The sequence below is a fragment of the Flavivirga abyssicola genome (assembly GCF_030540775.2).
In the GTDB taxonomy this organism is placed as follows: domain Bacteria; phylum Bacteroidota; class Bacteroidia; order Flavobacteriales; family Flavobacteriaceae; genus Flavivirga; species Flavivirga abyssicola.
In genome coordinates this window covers 3,377,061-3,399,105 of record NZ_CP141266.1, presented here as the reverse complement: position 1 = coordinate 3,399,105, position 22,045 = coordinate 3,377,061, and the positions used below count along the sequence as shown (strand labels likewise).

At 32.8% G+C, this 22,045-nt stretch carries 19 protein-coding genes; 3 read left to right on the top strand and 16 right to left on the bottom strand.

Features of this window, described 5'->3' with window-relative positions:
* Positions 1-53: 53 nt before the first annotated feature.
* The 9 genes from Q4Q34_RS14275 to Q4Q34_RS14235 all read right to left on the bottom strand — a co-directional run bounded on the left by Q4Q34_RS14275 (position 54) and on the right by Q4Q34_RS14235 (position 10,771).
* Positions 54-479 carry a hypothetical protein gene (locus Q4Q34_RS14275; protein WP_303315733.1) on the bottom strand — a complete coding sequence of 142 codons (426 nt, stop codon included), beginning with the start codon at positions 477-479 and terminating at the stop codon, positions 54-56.
* 11 nt (positions 480-490) lie between these two features.
* Entirely contained in the window at positions 491-919 is a 429-nt protein-coding gene (locus Q4Q34_RS14270) for a hypothetical protein (RefSeq protein ID WP_303315735.1), read from the bottom strand.
* 3 nt (positions 920-922) lie between these two features.
* Positions 923-1,603 (bottom strand): hypothetical protein, encoded by a 681-nt coding sequence (locus tag Q4Q34_RS14265; RefSeq protein WP_303315737.1) that lies wholly within the window; start codon positions 1,601-1,603, stop codon positions 923-925.
* A gap of 93 nt (positions 1,604-1,696) precedes the next feature.
* Entirely contained in the window at positions 1,697-2,350 is a 654-nt protein-coding gene (locus Q4Q34_RS14260) for an ion channel (protein WP_303315739.1), read from the bottom strand.
* Positions 2,351-2,355: 5 nt separating this feature from the next.
* Entirely contained in the window at positions 2,356-3,582 is a 1,227-nt protein-coding gene (locus tag Q4Q34_RS14255) for a phospholipase effector Tle1 domain-containing protein (RefSeq protein ID WP_303315740.1), read from the bottom strand.
* A gap of 6 nt (positions 3,583-3,588) precedes the next feature.
* Positions 3,589-4,203, bottom strand: a complete 615-nt coding sequence (locus tag Q4Q34_RS14250) for a hypothetical protein (protein ID WP_303315741.1) — start codon at positions 4,201-4,203, stop codon at positions 3,589-3,591.
* Positions 4,204-4,215: 12 nt separating this feature from the next.
* Entirely contained in the window at positions 4,216-7,326 is a 3,111-nt protein-coding gene (locus Q4Q34_RS14245; protein WP_303315743.1) for an efflux RND transporter permease subunit, read from the bottom strand.
* 19 nt (positions 7,327-7,345) lie between these two features.
* Entirely contained in the window at positions 7,346-8,434 is a 1,089-nt protein-coding gene (locus tag Q4Q34_RS14240) for an efflux RND transporter periplasmic adaptor subunit (RefSeq protein WP_303315745.1), read from the bottom strand.
* 6 nt (positions 8,435-8,440) lie between these two features.
* Complete coding sequence (locus Q4Q34_RS14235; RefSeq protein WP_303315746.1) at positions 8,441-10,771, bottom strand: TolC family protein; 2,331 nt, start codon at positions 10,769-10,771, stop codon at positions 8,441-8,443.
* Between the two features lie 578 nt (positions 10,772-11,349).
* On the opposite strand from Q4Q34_RS14235, the gene Q4Q34_RS14230 reads away from it, so the two are divergent.
* The gene (locus Q4Q34_RS14230) at positions 11,350-12,711 is read left to right on the top strand and encodes an ATP-binding protein (protein WP_303315747.1); all 1,362 of its coding nucleotides are present in this window, start codon (positions 11,350-11,352) and stop codon (positions 12,709-12,711) included.
* 201 nt (positions 12,712-12,912) lie between these two features.
* Here the strand turns inward: Q4Q34_RS14230 and Q4Q34_RS14225 are convergent, their stop codons facing one another.
* Positions 12,913-13,164 carry a hypothetical protein gene (locus Q4Q34_RS14225; RefSeq protein WP_303315748.1) on the bottom strand — a complete coding sequence of 84 codons (252 nt, stop codon included), beginning with the start codon at positions 13,162-13,164 and terminating at the stop codon, positions 12,913-12,915.
* A 531-nt stretch (positions 13,165-13,695) separates the two neighbouring features.
* Between Q4Q34_RS14225 and Q4Q34_RS14220 the strand changes: the two genes are divergently transcribed.
* Both Q4Q34_RS14220 and Q4Q34_RS14215 read left to right on the top strand, forming a co-directional pair.
* The gene (locus tag Q4Q34_RS14220) at positions 13,696-15,057 is read left to right on the top strand and encodes an ATP-binding protein (RefSeq protein WP_303315749.1); all 1,362 of its coding nucleotides are present in this window, start codon (positions 13,696-13,698) and stop codon (positions 15,055-15,057) included.
* 622 nt (positions 15,058-15,679) lie between these two features.
* A complete protein-coding gene (locus Q4Q34_RS14215; protein WP_303315751.1) occupies positions 15,680-15,982 on the top strand; it encodes a hypothetical protein in 303 nt (100 codons plus the stop codon).
* Between the two features lie 339 nt (positions 15,983-16,321).
* On the opposite strand, the gene Q4Q34_RS14210 is transcribed toward Q4Q34_RS14215, so the two are convergent.
* The 6 genes from Q4Q34_RS14210 to Q4Q34_RS14185 form a co-directional block, all read right to left on the bottom strand.
* A complete protein-coding gene (locus Q4Q34_RS14210; protein WP_303315753.1) occupies positions 16,322-17,566 on the bottom strand; it encodes a sensor histidine kinase in 1,245 nt (414 codons plus the stop codon).
* The gene (locus tag Q4Q34_RS14205; RefSeq protein WP_303315755.1) at positions 17,563-18,243 is read right to left on the bottom strand and encodes a response regulator transcription factor; all 681 of its coding nucleotides are present in this window, start codon (positions 18,241-18,243) and stop codon (positions 17,563-17,565) included. The genes Q4Q34_RS14210 and Q4Q34_RS14205 overlap by 4 nt, the downstream gene beginning before the upstream one ends.
* A 279-nt stretch (positions 18,244-18,522) precedes the next feature.
* Positions 18,523-18,990 carry a hypothetical protein gene (locus Q4Q34_RS14200; protein WP_303315757.1) on the bottom strand — a complete coding sequence of 156 codons (468 nt, stop codon included), beginning with the start codon at positions 18,988-18,990 and terminating at the stop codon, positions 18,523-18,525.
* 26 nt (positions 18,991-19,016) lie between these two features.
* Entirely contained in the window at positions 19,017-20,861 is a 1,845-nt protein-coding gene (locus Q4Q34_RS14195; RefSeq protein WP_303315759.1) for a V-type ATP synthase subunit I, read from the bottom strand.
* Entirely contained in the window at positions 20,858-21,469 is a 612-nt protein-coding gene (locus tag Q4Q34_RS14190) for a V-type ATP synthase subunit D (RefSeq protein ID WP_303315761.1), read from the bottom strand. Before Q4Q34_RS14190 ends, Q4Q34_RS14195 begins: the two co-directional genes overlap by 4 nt.
* 2 nt (positions 21,470-21,471) lie before the next feature.
* Entirely contained in the window at positions 21,472-22,044 is a 573-nt protein-coding gene (locus Q4Q34_RS14185; RefSeq protein ID WP_303315763.1) for a hypothetical protein, read from the bottom strand.
* Between the last annotated feature and the right edge of the window lies 1 nt (position 22,045).

Genomic DNA, 22,045 nt, shown 5'->3' with positions numbered 1-22,045 from the left:
TATTTTGGTATAAATGAAGCATTTTAAATAGAAGCTTATAGTGTTTTTTATAATTACATCATAATATTCTTGATACCATCCTTATAATCCTCTAATGTTAAATCTTTGCTTGCATTAAACATATCTAGAGATTTACCAACTACATATTTAATATTGCTTGGATCAAATCCAATAGCAATGCCCATTCTATATAACCACTTTTCTTTCATCAATTTCGATATGGTATCATCTTCATTTACAATTTGCGTTATTCTATACAAACTTTCTAAACGCTGATTATACAGGTAAGGCGCTTTTATTTCATATATCATATACATATTGTCATCAATCAACTCAAAATACTCCGAGCTTGTAATACCTAATTTTTTACCAAAATGTTGTAAAAATGACTTTTCCTCATCTGTAGCATTATCATCTCTTAAAGTAATTTTCATAATGGAGGCAAAAGCCTCAAAATAAGTACTTCTTGAATTACTCATATCTAAATCAATTATTTTTGGTTAAAAACACTTGTTTTTCTACTCACACTATATATTATTCTATTAAAAGTTTCGAGGTGAATAACGTATTGTTCTGGTGTTAATAACGCCTTCATCTTTTCATTCATTTTAAAATGCAAAGTATTAAATTTCTCTAAAATTTCTGATTGCGTATAGCCTTTATCCTTATCATCAAGTCTAGACATACTATGGGTATAAAATAATAAAGTGCTATAATATTCATCCCTTTCTTCTTCAGATAATTTCATTTTATCTACTTCTTCTGCATAGAAGTCTTGTAAATTATCTTTTTCTTTGGGTGTATAAAGTTCAACTTTATTCTTTTCTCTTTCTTTCTGTTCTTGAGTTTTCTGTTGTGAAAACCCATTTATAGTTACTAAAATTAAGCTAAGTACTAAGATTGATTTAAGTGGGCTCATGATTTATTGTTTAAATTGTTTTGAAATTAATGTTGTGAATTTATTTAATACTTTTTTTCCTGATGAAGGATCGGTTGCTTCTATTTCGAATACACCCACTAATTGTTCCTTTTTTGCCAAAGCTAAATCATAAACAACAGCTTCAAGAATATAAGTAGTTGAGGATAGTTGAGTTCTTAAATCTTGATTATCATTATATACAGGCTTTAGGCCTCTGCTTATATACTCTATAGAATGCATATTATAATAATCGGTAAAACTAATCCCATATTTACCAATATTAGCTGTGGATATATAATTATTGGAATTGTTTTGAGGCAGAGATTCTTCAATTTTTGTGTCTTTTAAAGCAGTTAACATAATTGCATTAATACCTTTAGATTTGAAATTTCTAACTAAAGCATCAATTTCTTCTTGACTTCTATTATTCTTTTCTTTTAAATCAGGAAATAGTTCAAATGCAGCAATGGCGTCGACACCTTTTTCTTTTAATTTTAAAACCATAGCTTTTTCATAAGAGCTTCTTATACCCATATCATTATCTCTTGCTACAACTAAAATTTTTCTAGTTTTAGTGGTATCGAAGTTTTCAGAATTCCATGAATCTGCAAGTTTTACTGAAGCACAATTAGTTACGAACATCACTAAAACTAATAATAGGGCTACTTTTTTTATTTCTTTCAAATCTTTAAAATTAAAGGTTATTTTATTGCAAGATACATCTATTTCGAAATTTATTAATCGTTAGAAATCACATTTTCATTAATCTTTTAAGCCTTACTCAGATGATTGATTAATGTACTTCCCAACTACTATAGCTGTAATTACTACTAAGTATATTTGCCCCATTAAACCAATTAAAATAGCTGCTTTGTGCGCTAATGCACTTATGGGTAAAATATCTCCATACCCAATGGTTAGTAAAGTAATATAGCTGTAGTACATTAAGTTTTCAGTCATTGAAATTCCCTCAATTAAACCTGAAAACGAATTTGGATATGCTATTTCTATACTTAAACATATAAAAAACCCAATCAATCCAAGAGAAATATACCCGCTAATTAGTCCAAAAATAACATGCTTGTCTACCTCTTTTGAATTCCATACTTGTTTTATAGTTTCTAATGTTAGCAGTAAATAGAATAAAAAAAAGATCATTAGATGTAATGCACTAAATAGTTCTTTATACTTTATTTTCGAAATGTCCACGCCAAAACATATTATTGCAATACATAATAACACGATGATGCTCCACATTTTGCGTTTGTTAGCAGAGAACAGAACGACCCCAGCAAATAGATTTAAAATAAAAAGTACTGGAGAGATATAACTCTCAAACCAATCTGAGGTAAACAATAAGGCTCCAAATAAAATGAACAATTGAGCGAATAGTAATAACCGAAATCTACATTGATATAGTTTTTCCAACATAATTTTTATTCAATAACAGTAAAACAATCCGATTTTTTTATATAATTATAACCTCCTATTTCATTTTTATCAAAACACTCACTAAATAACTTTATTAAATTAATTTCATAGGTCTTCAATGAGGTTTTTAACCTTTCTAAAACAGATCTATGTATTTTTAGTTTATCTTTTTTATATTCATTTGTAGAGGCCAATGACGATAATTTCCTTTCCCGCTTCGGAAGAAACAATCTATAAATACCTTTTCCAATATCATTGGTAACATCTAAACTGTTTTCATAAACACTCGTGTTTGCAGGTAATAAATTATAGTTTTTAAGTTCACTAATCATCCAATTTAAAGACACTCCACTTATATAAGTATTTCTTGCGCCTCCGCCAACATCTGAATGGTTTCCAAAAAACCAAACTTCATTTGCTATATTTTCTGGATTTACTTCTGGGCATGAAGACACTAAAGCACCATGTGTAAAAAGTACAGGAGTAAAAATAGAACTTCTACTGTCATTAAGAGATAAAGCATGTGATACTCTTTTTATATTACATAATTGATCTATATATTTATTTTTTGGTGTATAATACTCTTCTTCATATTTAGGAATTCCGAGCGCTTCAACAGTATCCCACAACCCCATAAATTCAATTTTATAATCCTCTGGGTTTATATGCTGTTTTGTCACTTTTAAAACAGATGCTCTTCGCGCTGTTATATCCTTATCACTTTTATGCGCTTCATAAATTTTTCTAATAAATTTTAAACGCTTATTTTTAGGTATCTCTTTAACATCAACAATACCTGCTGCATAAATTAATCCTGCTAAAATTCTGGAAGCGTAAGCGCCTCTGCTAAAACCAAAAATATAAATTTCGTCATGCCTTTGGTGCTTATAATGCTCTGCTAAATAAAGATACGCGTTACACACTTCCCTTTTAATACCAGACCCTGTAACAATACCAAGAATGTCAGCTCCGTTACCAACACCTCTAAGATATACTGCGCTTATATTTGGATTATTTTGCAATGTTGTTAAATTATATAATTTAGATACATTCGTATAGCTCCTTTCATTATTCGTGGTTCCATCCATAAATATGGCTAGTTTCATTGGCGTATTATCTTTTTTTACTGGATTAAAAACAACAGGACTTGAAACGCCACATCCAAAAAACAAAAATGATATAACCATTATAGTATAAGAAACGTGGAAACATCTAAATCTCTTTTTTATCATAAAACTTTATTTACTCTTAAATTGATCTCCTACTATTTTAGAAAAACTTTTAAGAATCTTTGACCCAGATTTAGGATCTGTAACATCAATTAAACAAACATTTACTAATTGGTTGTCATTTTTTAAAGTAAGATCATAGGTTAGTGCTTCTAAAACATAAGTAGTCGATTTTAGTTCTGACATAATAGGCAAATTCTTGGCCCCTGAATCACTCATCAATTCAAAAGAAGATTTTTCATTATAATCTTTACTTATATCATAATCACTATTTTTCGTCTCTATAGTATTTTTCAATGACATCAAAACAATACCGTTCACGCCTTCTTTTTCAAATGCTTTTAAAATCATATCAACATCTTCCTGAGTTCTATTTTCATTCTCAATAATACTTGGAAATGTCTCACACATCTCTATAACGTCCATTCCATGACTTCTTAATTTTCTAGCAATTGCCGTTTCATAAGATTTTCTAACTTCAAAATCTGAATTCTTAGCGATAACTAAAATTCTATTATCTAAGGTTTTTTCAAAATCTGAAGACTTCCAATAATCCAACAATTTAACACTAGAGCAACTAGGTAATAAAATCAAGAAAATAATAACGAATCTAAAGTTCTTCATTACAAGAAATATTTAGTCTAATAAGTCATCATTAAATTCATAACCTTTATAATTGACTTTATACATCACACTATAAAATGCAGGAATAAATAATAATGTAATCACAGTTCCAAACAATAAACCGATCATAATAGTTACTGCCATAGGCTCCCACATTTCGCCACCGCCTAAATATAAAGGCACTAAACCTAAAACGGTTGTAAAGGTTGCTAATAAAATGGGTCTAAATCGCTGTAAACATGCTGCTATTATAGCATCTTGTGGTTTGCGTTTTAATTCAGATTCTTCAATTTCAATTCTATCCACGAGTACTATCGCATTATTAATAACGATACCTGCAAGAGAAATAACTCCCAAAAACGCCATAAATCCGAATGGTACGCCAAATAATAATAAGCCTAAAACCATACCTATAACTCCTAACGGAATGGTACAAACAATCATTATCATTTTTCTAAATGAATTAAACTGAATGATTAGCAGCATAACAATTATAAATGCTGAAAGTGGTAAATATTTTGCTACAGCGCCCATGTTTTCTGCTGAACTTTTTGCATCTCCACCTAATTCATAAGTATAGTCTTTACCCCAAACTTCTTTTTGTTCATCTAACCAAGGTATAATCGTTTGAGTTACTTCAGAAGCATTACCAGTTGTTGTTAATTCGCTCGATACTTTAATTGTTCTTGTTAAATCAACACGTTTTATTTTTGAATATTGCCATTGAGGAATTATAGATGCTACTTGAAGTAAAGGCACACTTTTTCCTGAACTTTGTGCATATATATTCAAGCTTTCTAATGAAGATAAGGATTGCTGTTTACTTTGATTACTCTTCATTATTATTGGAATAGACTTATCACCTTCTCGATATTCTCCTGCTTGAAATCCATCTAAAACGGTTTGCAAAGACGTTGCAATATCTTGATTGGTAACACCAGCCGTTTGTGCTTTATTAGGATCTATATCTATAACAAACTTTTTCCCTTTGGGCCCCCAATCGTCTTTAATATTTTTTGTGCCAGAAATGGTAAACAACTTCGCTTTAATGGCTTCGGAGATACTTGCTAATTTATCTGGGTTATCCCCTGATACTTCAATTTCTACAGGAGTACCACCGCCACCAGAGCCTAGCAAGCCAACTTTAATATCAGCATTTGGGAAGTTTTCAAAACTAAAGGCATCTAATTTTTCAATCATATCATTATTCACCAAAAACGAAGAGGTGTTAATTAAGATATGCGCGTAATTTGAATTCGCCTCATCTGCATTATAACCTAAATCGTAAGCAGAAGGTCCTTCACCGATATAGGCTGACCAATCTATAATACCATTTGGTTTATCATCTGTCACTTTCAGCTCTTTCTGCATAAAGTCTTCAAGTGCTAAAACCACAGATGTTGTATTCTCAATTTTAGTATTCTCTGGTAAATTGATGTCAACCGTTATCATATTACGGTCACTATCTGGAAAAAACACAAAACCTAAAAGTCCAAATCCGAAAATGGATAAAAAGAACATAAAAACAATGAGCACTAAAACCGATTTTTTCCAGTTTAAAGCTAGTAAGATTAAATTTTTATACTTGCGTTTTAATCCATTAATTAATTTATCTAAGAAGCTTACTTTCCCTGTTTCTTTTGGCTTTACTTTTAAGAAGAAGACACAGAATAGCGTAATGATACTTAAAGCGATAATCCATGACGATAAAAGCGCAATGGTAATTACCACGAAAATGGGCCCCATAATATCACCCATAACAGATTCTGCCATAAAGAATGCTAAAAATGCCGCAGATGTTGTTAATGTTGAAATCAATAATGGTGTAAATAATTCTGAACATGAATCGATTGCAGCTTTCTTAACGGGAATACCTGCTTCCATTTTTACCATGACTGATTCTGCTACAACAATAGCGTTATCAACCATCATTCCTAGAGCCATAATTAAAGCGGCTAGAGAAATTTGATTCAGCCCCACATCGATTAATCCCATAACCATCAACGTTGTTATTGTAACTATTGGAATTAAACTTGCAATTACCAATCCTGTTCTTAGTCCTAAAAAGAAAAGCATAACTGCTAATACTATGGCAATAGCTTGTAATAGGTTGCCAATAAAATCACTAATTTTTAAATCGATGTATTTGTCAATTGATGCTAAACGAGATACTTCTAAACCAACTGGTAATTTATCTTGCCACTCTTGTAGTAACACATCAATTTCCTCACCTAACTTAATAATATTAGCACCTTCTTTTAAAGACACATGTAATGAAATGGCATCCTTTCCATTAATACGCACTTTTTGTTTTGGCGGATTGATATACCCTTTTTTAACCGTCGTTATATCCTCTAGCGCAATAACCTGTCCGTTTTCTCCAACAGGGATTAACATCTCCTGTATAGACTTTAAATCATTGAAATTCCCTGTGGGCTCCAAAATAATACGTTCTGCTTCAACATTAACAGTTCCTCCAGAGCTAAGTATATTAGTGCTACCTATAATATTTTTTAATCTGCTTGATGTTAGTCCATAGGTTTTCAATTTGGTGTTTTCAAACTCAACAAAAACACGTTCTTCCTGCGCACCATTCAATTCAACTTTAGCAGCATCTTCAAGCTTTATTAAATCATCTCTCAAGTCATCTGCATAATCTTTCATTTCTGCATAGTCATAACCATCAGAAATTAAACCAACAGCAATACCAAATACTTCACCAATGCCATCATCCTGTAATTGAGGACTCACATTACTTGGTAATCCTTGAATTGTACTTAACTTTCTGCGAAGTCTATCCCAAACAGGTTGTAATTCTTCTGGAGACACCTCCATTTTAAGTTCAACCTGAACGACTGAAAGTCCAGTACGCGATGTACTTTTCACCACTTTTAACTCAGGTAATTCCTGTGCTACTTTTTCAATTTTATCACTAACGAGTTCTTCGACACGCTCTGGACTTGCACCAGGAAATGATGATACAATAGATGCTACTCGTATAGTATAGGGGGGCATGCTATCTCTTGAAAGTGAAGCGTAAAATAACATGCCCATGACCATAACCACAGCCAGAATACTTAATACAACACGATTACGATTTATTGAAAATTCAGTAAGATTCATAAGGTTAGTTTTTTAGTTATTATAATCTTACTTTTTGACCGTCTAATAAAGTTTGTAAGCCCGCAGTAGCTATTTTATCTCCAGAATTTAAACCTTTTTTTATTTCAAATCCAGATGGTGTTAATTCACCAATTTCAATTTGTTGTTTTTTTACAATTCCAGTTAGCCCATCGCTTGATTCTACTATAAACACAAAATTACCTTTACCATCTTCTCCTACAGCCTTAACAGGCACTACCAATGTGTCATCTGTATTAGTTTCGTTTTGTGTGAAATCAAAGATGACATTAGTTGCCATTCCCGATTTAATTTCTGGAATAGGATTAATTATTGCAATAGCTGTAATATAAGTTGAAGAATTAGGGTCTATACTTGGTGATACTTCAAAAACCCGACCTTCAAAAACCTTATCCTCAATAGCTGAAAATTTAATTTTGGTAGGCATATCAACTTTCACCTTATTAATGACTGTTTCTGGTAAACCAACCTCAACCTTCATACCTTTACCTGCATTTAATTCTGCAAATTGATGACCTGCAGATACTTGCTCATTAACTGCGCCATCAGTCCAAACGATTACACCATCTTTTGGAGCTCTTATAATACCATAACTTAATTGCGTAGCTTGTATACTTTTATTTCGTTTTGCAGATTCAAATTGATCTAAAGCAGATTGATAGGAGTTTTTTGCCTGTTCATAGTCACTCAATGAATTACTTCCTTTTTCATATAGTGACTTAATTCTATCTAAACTCGACTTAGCAGTATTCATGGCAGATTTAGCGGCATTTAAGGATGAAACAGATTGCTCATAAGCTAAGTTTGCCTCAACATTATCCAACCTTGCAATAATAGCTCCTTTTTTAACCTGTGCACCTTTCCAATGGTTTACTTTAGTGATGATTCCACCACTTCTAAAACTTAATCCAATGGCGTTACTAGATTTTGCTGTTCCGCTATATGTTCTTGTGCCTTGAACATTTGGAGTTCCAACAACTTCATATTTAACAGGTCTCAATACTTCTTCTTTAACCTCTACTTTATCCTTGCAGGAAGAAAGGTTTATAACTAAAGCTAAAATTGACAATTTGTATATGTGTAATTTCATAATGGGTTAGTTTTTATTTAAAATATATTGGTTGGCTCTTTGAATAAATGCTTGATTGTTATCTTCAGAATGGGTTAAAAAGAAGTACCCTATAGCGCGTTCTAATTGCATAGACGTGATTAAATAGTTATAGTTAGCAGTGGACCTTGCTAACTGCGCTTGCAAATAATTGGTCTGCGCATCAATTAACTGAATAATGGGAACTGCGCCCTGTTGATAAGCATTTTGCGTGAGGTCTAAACTTTCTTTTGCTGTTTCTTCCGATACTTTAGAAATTTCGATGTTTGCTATTTGATTAATCAAATCTAGCACCACATCATTCACATTTTTCTCAATGTTTAATTCAATATTTTGTCTTTCATAACCCAATTGTTCCTCTTGAATTAAAGCTGATTGTCTATTAATATTTCTTTGGTTCTGGTTGAATATTGGTAACGAAACATTTAATCCAACATTATAAGTGCCGTCTGGTGCTGTTGGAATTCCAGATGGTATGGTAGAACCTTTTCCAGACTGAGAAATTGCCAAACTGTATTGCCCTTGTAAAGCAACTGTTGGTATAAAACGACCATAATCATTTAAGTCATAGGTTCGTTTTGTAACATTTAAATTATAATCAATATTCTTTAACTCAGGAGCGTTCGTTTTTGCTTCTTGTACCAAAAATTCAATTAAAGTAGGTTGTAATTTCGGATCGTCTAGAATCTTGTAAAAGTCATCATATTTATAATTCTTAAAAACACCTTCGGAAAGTTCAGCATCCAGAATATCAATGTCTTTATTAATTGATACATTCATTAATTGATTAATAGTGAAAAATGCTTGTTGCAATTGATTTCTAGCCTCTATAAGGCTTTGCATGTTTTGAGCTAATTGACTTCTGAAACGTAACACATCTGATTTCCCAGATTCACCTGCTTCAAAGTTTTGTTCTGCTATTTCTAAATTACGCTTAGTAACTTGTAAGTTTTGATTCTGAATACTTGTATTGGTCTTTAAAATCAAGGCATTAAAATAAGCTACAGTAGCATTCAATAAAGCATCGAGTTCGTTTGTATCATAAATGGCTTGTTCTGCTTTTTGTAATTCTTTCCTAATATCGATATTGGCAGAAGCACTTTCTGAATAGATTAATTGTTCTAAAACAACATTCCCAGATGTTGAGAACTCTGGATTTGCGCCATTTGAAATCTCAGCAACTCTAGGGTCTAGATAAACCCCACTTACACCAGCAGATACATTGGGCAAATAACCACTTTTAGCTGTTTTAATATCCTGTCCGCTTAATTCGACACTCTTTTCACTAGAAGATAGACTTAAATTCTTATCAAGAACACCATTCATAATATCCAATATAGACATCATGTTTTCAGTATTTGGTTCTAATTCGCCTCCAATAAAATCTGCAGTTCCCAACATCGCATAACGCAATGGAAAATCAATTTGTTTAGCTGTATTATAATTGATGGTTAGCTTGTTTTTATACTCTAACAACAAGGGTAGTTCTGAGGCGTTAGTCCCATTTGTAATTGCTTCAACATTTAATGCAATACGCCTAAAAAACTGATTTAAATTTGTTTGAGGTTGATTAGTTGCCAGTATACCTCGCTCAACATCCTTTACTCTAATTGCTGAAAAAGATGGTAGTTTTTTAGAATTAATAGCTGAAGTTAATTTGTCAAATTGGGCATCACCAAATTCAAAACCACCTGCTAAGTAAACTGCATCAAGACCTTCCAACTTTGATGCACTAATACCATCTTCAGATAAAGGTATTAAACGGTACTTTTTTCCGTCCTTCTGGAAATATGGATCAAATATCGTTTCTAGAGGAAGTGCATCAATAATGTACTGCTCTATTAAAACCCCGACGTTCTTATAATCGTAAATTGTTTTAAAAGCATCCAAGTCCTTTTTGTAAGACAAAGGCGCTATGATATATGTGATGTTATTTATTTCTGATGTTTTGCGTTCTGGTGGTAGATTTATAAAATCTGAATTAATCGAACCAAAAACAATGACTGGTTTAGTATAATTTTCTTGTTGGCTTAAAACTATATTATCCATGACTCCAAAAGCCAAAATAATATCTGCGTTTCCATTAATCAAAGACTTATAGTTTTCTTTGGCTTTCTCTAAACTAAAATTATTTGAAAGTACCTTTTGAAAGCTCACTGTTTTATCTTGACCTAAAACGGCTCTAATTTCAGTTTTTAATTGCTCTAATAACGGCTGAACTTCAGGTGTATCTTTATCTGTTAAAAGACCAATCTCTATAGTTTGAGAAAAACTTAATTGAAAAATTAATACGAAGAAAAATACGAGGATCCTTTTCATAGGGTGGTTAGTTTTTTTTTATAAAAATAACACTTTTATAAAGCATTCCATCTTTCTAATTTAATTATTTAAATCAAATGTATGGTGCTTACGTGTTAAGCCTAAAATATACTCTTGATTACTTATGAGTATACAAAACTACTCAAACAGATTTATAAAATAAAAACAGACACAAAAATGTGAATGGAAATGTATACAGTTTTGATTTGTGTTTTTTATCACAAGACTCCTATATTTTCTTAGATCGATAAAACCTTATATCATGAAACCTATACTTTAAAAATATCGTTTTTAAAGTATAGATTTGCATGAAAATGCTACCTTTTGTAATAGCCAAAAAAATCACAAACAACTGATAATCAGTAAGTAAAAAATAATCTTTTCGATTCATAACTCGGAGGTCGGGGGATCGTGCCCCCTCTCGCTACAAAGGATAGCCCAAGATTATTGTCTTGGGTTTTTTATTAAAGAGTCTTAAAACTCTGTCCGAATAAATATAGTAACTCCAAAATAAAACAACCCTTACTTTAATACAAATAAATCATATATTTGCATTGACTTTATAACAATATAATATTTTGGCTTTAAATAGACATCTTACAATCCAATTGCACAAATGGAAAAGAAAATCCAATCGAAAACCTTTAATTGTAAGAGGTGCAAGGCAAGTAGGGAAAACTACTTTGGTCAATGAATTTGCAAAAACATATAAACATCGATTATATCTTAACTTAGAAAAAAAAGCAGACAGTCAATACTTTGAGCAAACAGATAATGTAAATACAATTATTGAAGCTTTATTTATTTCAAACAATATTACCTCTAAGGATATCAGTGATACATTACTTTTCATTGATGAAATACAAGAACAACCAAAAGCTATACAACTTTTACGATATTTCTATGAAGAAGTTCCAGAACTTCATGTTATAGCAGCTGGTTCCTTACTCGAATTTGCGCTTAAGGATGTTAAAAGCTTTCCCGTAGGAAGAGTCGAATTTTTATATTTAAATCCTTTTAATTTTTTAGAATATTTAGAGGCAATTGGTCACGGTGTAAGCCTAGAGCAACTAAAAAGCATTCCCATAAAACCGGTTGCACATAAAACTTTACTCGGTTTATTTAACCAATACACTATTATAGGTGGAATGCCAGAGGTGGTTGGCCAATTCATTAAGAGTAAAAGTGTGGCAGACCTATCGTCTATCTATGAGAGTATTTGGAGTGCATATATTAGTGATTCAGAAAAATATACCACTAATACTACAGCAAAAAATGTAATTAAGCATATTATGTCAACGGCTGCATATACTATTGACGAACGCATAAAATTTCAAAATTTTGGGAACTCTAATTATAGGTCAAGAGAGGTTGGTGAAGCAATGAGAAATTTACATCAGGCTAAAATTATTCAGCTTATTTATCCAACTACTGTTACTGAACCACCTATAATTCCAGATTTAAAAAAATCACCTAGATTACAATTTTTAGATACAGGCATACTCAACCATATTTTAGGTATTAGTGCCGAAATGTTGGCTCTGGAAGATTTAAGCCAAAGTTACAAAGGTGCTATTATACCTCATACTATTACGCAGGAATTAATTTCTATTCAAAGTGACACATCTGAACTTCCTAATTTTTGGGTCAGGGAAAAGAAGCAAGCATCATCAGAGGTGGATTTGGTCTATGCTATGGACGGAAAGGTTATTCCAATTGAAATAAAATCAGGGAGTACAGGTTCCTTGAAATCACTTCATCAATTTATGGAGCGTACCAATCATCCGTATGCTATTAGGATATATGCAGGTGAATTTTCAATACAAGAAACAAAAACACCTAACGGAACGCCATATTTATTGATGAACTTACCTTATTATTTGGGAACTTTAATACCTGAGTACATTAACTATTTTATAAAAAGTCATCAATTATCATAATCTATTTAATTTTTAAGCACCTTTTATCCTAATAAATAAACATCTTTATTGGGGCTACTATATTTATTTACTTGGACAGAGTTTTAAAACTCTTTAATAAAACAAATATCTTAGAATAATGAAAAAAGAGTTTACAGTACAGAATTCAAATCAGAAGCAGTCCTCTTAAGTTATCATCGCCTTATAAGTAGATTTAGCCTTCTACCAATTCTCAATCTCTTTAGTCAAATCATTATCAGAAGTAACACGACCAGCTTCAATGTCATCTAGCCCCTTTTGTATCTCTATTTTGTATTGAGATACATTCAACGGTTCTCCATTTACTGTATAAGCTACGATATCGTCTTTTTGCTCTTTAGATACAATCTTCTTGATTTTATTAACAACAGAATCTTTTGCAGTATCAAGAATATACTGTGCTAATTGTTCTCTAGTAAAATTTGTTGCTTCCATAATAATAAATATACAAAAACTATACCTAATATGTGTATTTCGCATACCTAAAAAGTATAACGTAAAACAAATCTCCAATTTTATTTACAGCCTAAAACGGTATATAATTATAATATTAAATTATAAATTAAAAACGATATATTTGAATAATGAAGTCTAATCTATGAAGTAAACCGATTATTTTATTCACTATTAAATATTACTAATCAAAGTAAGGTTTTGGAGTAGGGTTTTTAAGTAGGGTTTTGCATGAAAATGGGTGCTTTTGTCAATACCAAAAATACATAACACGCTGATTGTCAAGCATAAAACATATAGTGTTTTCGGATTCATAACCCGGAGGTCGGGGGATCGTGCCCCCCTCTCGCTACTAAGTAAATAAAGGAAAACCCAAGATTCAATGTCTTGGGTTTTTTGTTAAAGAGTCTTAAAACTCTGTCTGAGTAAATATAGTAACTCCAAAATAAAACAACCCTTACTTTAATACAAATAAATCATATATTTGCATTGACTTTATAACAACATAATATTTTGGCTTTAAATAGACATCTTACAATCCAATTGCACAAATGGAAAAGAAAATCCAATCGAAAACCTTTAATTGTAAGAGGTGCAAGGCAAGTAGGGAAAACTACTTTGGTCAATGAATTTGCAAAAACATATAAACATCGATTATATCTTAACTTAGAAAAAAAAGCAGACAGTCAATACTTTGAGCAAACAGATAATGTAAATACAATTATTGAAGCTTTATTTATTTCAAACAATATTACCTCTAAGGATATCAGTGATACATTACTTTTCATTGATGAAATACAAGAACAACCAAAAGCTATACAACTTTTACGATATTTCTATGAAGAAGTTCCAGAACTTCATGTTATAGCAGCTGGTTCCTTACTCGAATTTGCACTTAAGGATGTTAAAAGTTTTCCCGTAGGAAGAGTTGAATTTTTATATTTAAATCCTTTTAATTTTATAGAATATTTAGAGGCAATTGGTCATGGTGTAAGCCTAGAGCAACTAAAAAGGATTCCCATAAAACCAGTTGCACATAAAACTTTACTCGGTTTATTTAACCAATACACTATTATAGGTGGAATGCCAGAGGTGGTTGGCCAATTCATTAAGAGCAAAAGTGTGGCAGACCTATCGTCTATCTATGAGAGTATTTGGAGTGCATATATTAGTGATTCAGAAAAATATACCACTAATACTACAGCAAAAAATGTAATTAAGCATATTATGTCAACGGCTGCATATACTATTGACGAACGCATAAAATTTCAAAATTTTGGGAACTCTAATTATAGGTCAAGAGAGGTTGGTGAAGCAATGAGAAATTTACATCAGGCTAAAATTATTCAGCTTATTTATCCAACTACTGTTACTGAACCACCTATAATTCCAGATTTAAAAAAATCACCTAGATTACAATTTTTAGATACAGGCATACTCAACCATATTTTAGGTATTAGTGCCGAAATGTTGGCTCTGGAAGATTTAAGCCAAAGTTACAAAGGTGCTATTATACCTCATACTATTACGCAGGAATTAATTTCTATTCAAAGTGACACATCCGAACTTCCTAATTTTTGGATTAGGGAAAAGAAGCAAGCATCATCAGAGGTGGATTTGGTCTATGCTATGGACGGAAAGGTTATTCCAATTGAAATAAAATCAGGGAGTACAGGTTCCTTAAAATCACTTCATCAATTTATGGAGCGTACCAAACATCCGTATGCTATTAGGATATATGCAGGTGAATTTTCAATACAAGAAACAAAAACACCTAACGGAACGCCATATTTATTGATGAACTTACCTTATTATTTGGGAACTTTAATACCTGAGTACATTAACTATTTTATAAAAAGTCATCAATTATCATAATCTATTTAATTTTTAAGCATCATTTGTCCTAATAAATGAACAAACATCTTTATTTGAGTTACTATATTTACTCAGACAGAGTTTTAAGACTCTTTAATCTTAGAATAATGAAAAAAGGAGTTTACAGTATAGAATTCATTAGAGTCATTCCGATTATTTTATTCACTATTAAATATTGCTAATCAAAGTAAGGTTTAGAGTAGGGTTTAAGTCTCAGCTTTTTTATTTTACCTAAAACACACCTAAAACAGATTAAATTTTTAAATCAATCTCTCTTCCAAAGCATTCTTCCATTTATAGAATCCTTTTTTATCTTCATTATAGTTGTGAACAATCCTACTAAAGTTTTCACTTTTATTTTCTAAAAAGGATTGACGACCATTTTGCGAATCCGATATGGGGCAAAACTAAAAATTGGCAAAGCCTTTAAAACATGACCACCGCCAAAGACGGTGGTTTTTCAATGTGGAATAAATTGATGACTAACTAACCTAAAGGTTATGCTTTTTTTTCCAAAACACTAACAAACCATTTATTACTCTAAAAAAATCATTAGGCATCTATAATAAATAGAAATAATCATAAATTGACTCAATAATTTTTAACTTAAATTTATTAAAAAATGAAAAAGATTGGATTTTTAATTTTTGCCTTATTACTAACAATTTCTATTAGTGCTCAAGAAAAGAAAACTTTTGAAGGCGCAATGGCTTTTGCTGAATTAACAGAACAGGAAACAATAAAGGTCACCGAAATGAAAAAAGAGAGAGTCGCTAAGACCAATGCCATTAAAAAACAAAAAATGGATAAGGCTACTGAAAAAACTAAAATTCAGGAAATAAGAAATAAATATAAGGAAGATGTTAAAGCTTTCTTAGGGAAAGAAAAATTCAAAAAAATGAATAATTATTGGAAAAAAGGATAAATTATTTAAGTAGCTTTTTAATTAGATAGGGTGTTTTAAGATCATCCTATCTTTTTTATCTATTATTACACTAAATATACCCGTTAGTGCATTTTGATAAATTCAGTCGAATATAATTTTGAAACAAAAATTTAATTCTCGATACTAATTTCACTCATAAAAATGAGTAAAATCCACTCGAATTGACAAATTTTTATCAAAATACGCACGGGTTAAATATATATTTTTTTTAATTAGTCTACCGACTCCAAATTTCTAATTATCAAATAGTATCAGCCTCTCCTTTCCAAGATCGCCAAGAATAAATTTACTATTTTTTTCATGCTTTCTTTCTTCCGATTAAAAAAACAAAGAAAATGTATGTGTACCTCCATGTCGATAATAATCGAGGCGGAACCCATATAACTCACATATTTTCTGGTTAATGGCAAGACCAAGACCCAAAGAATCTGTTGCCGTATTACCTCTCTGAAAACGCCGGAACAACTGCTCCGTTGCTATTTTTGAAACTTCACCTGAGTTTATAATCTCGAATTTTTCCTCGTTCAACAATATGGTTATATAGCCTCCTTCTTGGTTATGCTGTACTGCGTTTTTAATCAGGTTGGTGAAAAGAATATTTGCCAAAATCAAGTCGCATTTTATCTTTACAGGATTCAATTCGACCTTTATTTCGAGATTTTTAAATTTGATCATTTCTTCCATATTGTTAATGATATTATCAACTATGGTACGAATGTCCACATTATCTAATCGTATGAATTCCTGATTTTCTATTCTGGAAATCAAAGTCAATGACTTGCCTATTTTTGATAGTTTGTTAGCTTCCTGATAAACGGCCTGTACCCATTGCAATTCTTTTTTATTAAGATTCTGACTTTCCAACAGAAGAATCATTTTATTGCGTATAATGGCAAGCGGAGTCTGTATTTCGTGGGAAATATTTTCGTTGAACTCTCTCAGGTTTTGAAAATCCTTTTTCACTTGATCCATCAAGGTGACAACAATCTTATTAAGCTCTTCAAACTCACTAATGTTAGAAGCTTCTAGCCCTACTGGGTTTTTTTTGGTGATCTCGTAATTTTTAAGTTTCGACAGGTTTTCAAAAAAAGGCTTCCACGCCCATTTGTAGATACCCTGATTAATAACATAGAGTCCGACTACCAGTACCAATATGATTAGTGAGGTCGTTGCAAAAAGCCATACGATTAATTCATTCATCTCTAAAAGAACATGCCTGAGTGAAATTTTTATCCTTTGAGAGTCAGCCGAAGCCATGAACTCGTAAGTTCTATAGGGGATTAATTTATCAGTATAAGCTTCATAGATCAACGTATCCTTAAATACATTTAAAACGGGTTGTTCTTCTTTCACCGTGGTGGTGTTAAATACATAGTTGGAAGAAGGAAGCGTTCCTTTTTCCTTAAGTTCAAAACGAATCCGTTCACTTTCATGCTGCAATATTTCATCTACCTCAGTGATTACGACATATTGGATAAGATAATAATCGGCCGCAATCATAAGTGGAAAAAGAAATATAAAGAATATAAGATAATATGTATTGGTTTTTGTAACTAATTTCATTCCCTCTCTGTGAATTTATAGCCTACGCTGTAGATGGATTTAATATAGTCTTCCCCTCCCAATTTGGCAATCTTTTTCCTCAAGTTCGCCAAATGGGTATAAATAAAATCAAAAGAGTCCGCCATTTCAATCTGGTCGCCCCAAAGATGTTCAGCGATGGCCTCTTTGGTCAACAACCTGTTTCTGTTAGCAACAAAAAAATGAATGACCTCAAATTCCTTTTTAGTGAGGTTCATAAGACGGTTATTTACAAAAACCTCATGATTCTCTGGCTTTATCTTTATTTCGTTAAAAACGATTTCCTTACTACCTCTGTATACTTTCCTTCTGTATAGCGCTTTAATCCTTGCATTGAGTTCCACTAGGTAAAAAGGTTTGGTCAAATAATCGTCTGCCCCTATCTCCAACCCATTCACTTTGTCTCCCACCGCATTTTTAGCTGAAATAATGATTATGCCCACATCTATATTTTCTTTTTTAACCTCCTTAATGATATCTAATCCAATACCATCTGGCAATGTAATATCAACCACCAAAACATCATAAGGAAAAATCCCCACTTTCATAAAAGCAGATTTATAGTCTTGGGCAATTTCGCAGATATTTCCTTCTTCTTCAAGAAAGTTTTTGATGTCTTGAAGTAACTCAACATTGTCTTCAATAACTAGTATTTTCATAACGGGCAGGTTTTATATACTTATGACTATCAACTATTATATTTTAGTTACAATCTCTTTAACCTCGATTAATTGAAAAATATTACTATTCATTTTTATATATAGCAGCATAGGCTTCGTTTTAAATTACAAAGTTCTATAAAAAGTAAATGTTAAACCATGATTCTTATCATAGCAAGAACTCCTACATTTTATAAAGTGGTTTTTAAAGAATTACATGTGAATTTTAATAGAACTATTATTTGTTATTATTTAGAAAAGACTTTTTAGGTTAAATTATTAAACTGCTGGCAATCCGGTCATGGTAAATATCATAACAAACAATGCTACTGTTTCTACTACGCCTATAATCATTATGTATTTTGCAGTGTCATTTGCACCTGCGGCAATGGCATCACAGGCTCTTGCTCCTACTTTTCCTTGAAATATAGCTGAACCCGCCATAGCTGCACCTGCAAAAAGCCCAATGAGTATTTGCCAGAAGTATGAATCAGGGCTAAGGTTAGCATCAGCGATTGCATTTTTTAGAATCATTCCGTAAATAACCTGTGAAAGCGGTGCACCGACAAAAATAAGCAGAGCGGTCGCTGCCTTTTCTCCACTGATTATCATTTTTTTCCAAGCCCCAATGGCAGCCATACCGGCTATTCCAGTTCCTATTGCCGACCCAATTGCAGCAATGCTCAAAGACATTCCCATATCGCCTAAACCTGATACTGTCTCTATAAAAATTGTCATATCTACCATAATTTTATAATTTTAATAATTCTGTTTTATCCTGTTGATAGAGGTGTTTTTCCACTCTCAAATTCCTTTTGTGAAGAAATCAATTTAAACGGTTTGTAGGCTTCTCCTGAGAATTGCACACCTAAGTGCCCCGCAAACTCTAACATATTCAAACGAATACCATGTACCATCACAGCCATAAGTGCCAGTGCAATGTTTAACCCGTGCCCTAATAGCAAGGCAACAGCTGCCATGAGCAAATTCAAAATAGGCATCTCCTTAACCCCAGCCGGAATGATCATATTATTAAAACTTGCCGCAACAGCAGCTGTTGCCATTCCAACAGCAAAAAGCCTAACATAGGAAACAATATCGGAGAAGCCGCTAATGAGGCTCAAGGGTAAATTGGCTATAGAGACCAACACACTTCTAAAAAAGTTCTTACTTTCTACCGAGAACAAGGTGACAAGAAATGTACCTGTCACAAAGAACCAATTACCCCAATTTGGAAATGCTTTACCTAATACCAGTTGTTCCGTTACAAAGAACAATGCCCAAACAAGGAATATCCAGCCTAATTCACTAAGAGCTTTTATCGAATTTATAAACTGAAATAGCCTAATACTGTGGGCTATGGTCAAGTGAATGGTTCCGATAAGAAACGATAAATGCATCATAAAGGCCATATTATCAACCCCAAAACTGGCGATTTCCTGAATGATCAATTGGCTAAAAAATGGCAAGGTCATTATTTGCTCTGCACCAAAATATGTGCCGCTCAACACCCCCCAGATTATCGTAGCACCACTCAGCACATAAATGAGTACACGCATCTGGGCGGAAAGCTTTTTTCGGAACAAAAAGGCAAGCAATAGAAATACAGCACCGTAACCTGCATCGCCGACCAGCATCGCAAAAAAAAGCGCAAAGGCAATTAGAAAATAAATGGAAACATCTATTTCTTTATATCCGGGTACAATGTCTATGAATTTCATTACCGGATTGATAATACTAATCCATTTGGGATTCTTTATATAAACCGGTACATCTTCTGGTTTTTCGGGTTCCGATATATTGTAGCCCCAGTTTAGTTGACCCGCAACGGATTTGAAATTGTCTACAGCATCCCACGGCATATATCCCTTAAGATAATTGAGCCTTCCTTCTATGCCTCCCATACCTTGTAACGTTTGTTCAACCTTCAACCTATTTTTAAAAAAAATGAGGTAATCTTCTAATGAATGGATACTATGAGCCTGGTCTTCCAAATACAATTCTACTTCTCTTAATTGTCGCTTTTTCCTTGTGATTTGTTGTTCTATTTTGCCGAGAGATAATTCGGGAAGTGATGTTTCTTTTAGATTAAGTTTTTCAGATTCATCTTGGGTAAACAAAGCAATCGACACCTTACCATCATGTTCTGGGAAAACGGTGATGCAATGCTCTTTGAGCAAAGATGGTATAAGCGGTTTATCCACTTGATACAAACGGATATATATGCCTTTTTCCCTAAGATAGTCAAAATCATTTATCATTATATTCTCACCCCAGGTTTTATACCAAGCCAATTGCTCATGTAGGTCGTCGAGTTTGCTCTGACAGCACTGTTTAATATCTTCTGTCCGTAAGACCCTATCGATAATCCGTTTAGGGTCTTTAGTCTCATGGGGTTCTCTGTTGGCAATTACATTTTTACTTTGGATATTATTTTTGAGGATCTGAATGGCACGCTGTGCACCATCAACCTCATCTATACATCTGTCTATGAATTCACTCTCCGGTCGGTTGATTTCCTTAATGTCCACGACACCAAGTTCGCCAAGTCGCTGTACGGTATCATCGACCGAACGAGACGTGGTGAACAGCAATAATTCCTTCATTCTAACAATCATAATACCTCTGTTTTATATTGTTTTTTCTTTTTCACTAATTTGGCACATCCTATAGCCAATCTCTCCACGTCCCCCAAATAGATTTCAATTTTTCTAATATTCTCGATAGTATCCGGTATAAATACTTCTTTGAGGGCATTTTTCATTCGGCGTGCTTCAGCCAATTCTTCCCGAAGTAACGCTATATTTTCCTCCTCAATTTCCAATAGCGTACGATTGATCTTTTGTTCTCTAACCACCTCCATTGCTGCATCCACCCACAAAGGCGTGGCGAAAAAATCTATTTCTGTAGCTTCGAAGGCCATATTGCTGAAAATCTGGATAGTTACACCAGCAATTTCTCGTTTCTCGGTAATGATACTTTTGATTTTTGCTATGTCGGACAAATCGATAGTATCTTCGGCCATTACGGCTACCCATTTTCTTGTTTCCTCGTTGGTATGTTCTATGGTCTTTTTTAAACGCTCTATACCATGTTCAATGGCCTGAACGGCTTCCTTTAACTGCTGTTCTTTCATTTCGAAGACCGGCAGAGCCGTATTGTATTCCTTAAGCTCTGTTTTTAAGGCAGCTAGGGAGTTCTTATTCATTAAAATCTTATCAGCCATAATCAGTCTTTCTTTGTGGTTTGTAGAAAAATCTCAAAACCTTTCTCCTTATCAAAGCTCCACCACCGGAGCAACACCAGCAACTTTAGTTTATAGATAATCAAAGCGCTAAAGTCTGCGTAGTGAGTATTGGAAAGTGCTTCCAATTTATCCCATTGAAGCTTCAACAGTTGTAGTTCTTCTTCCAACGGATCTCCCGGTGTTATGGGGAGTGTTACTTTTGTTAACAGGTGTTGTTCTAAACCGTTCCTTCGAGACATACGCAATTGCTTAATGTCTTCCTTCATTGCAAAAGCATAACTGGAAAAATCGGCCAGCATCCTATTTTTGCTTTGCTGAAATGCCATGCTGTAAATAGTATTAAGGTTATTAATTTGGCTCAGAAGATTGAAATTATTTGGCATCAAAAACTTTTTTGCCTCATCATCTAGAATGGTAATTAAGCTTTTTTCTTCTGTTAATGACCTGCTATATTTTTGAAGAAGGAAAGCAACTTTAGACCTTACCTCTTCCGTATCTTGGAAAGACAGATAAGGCAGACTGCTCATTAAATATTCCAGATTTCCACTTATCATA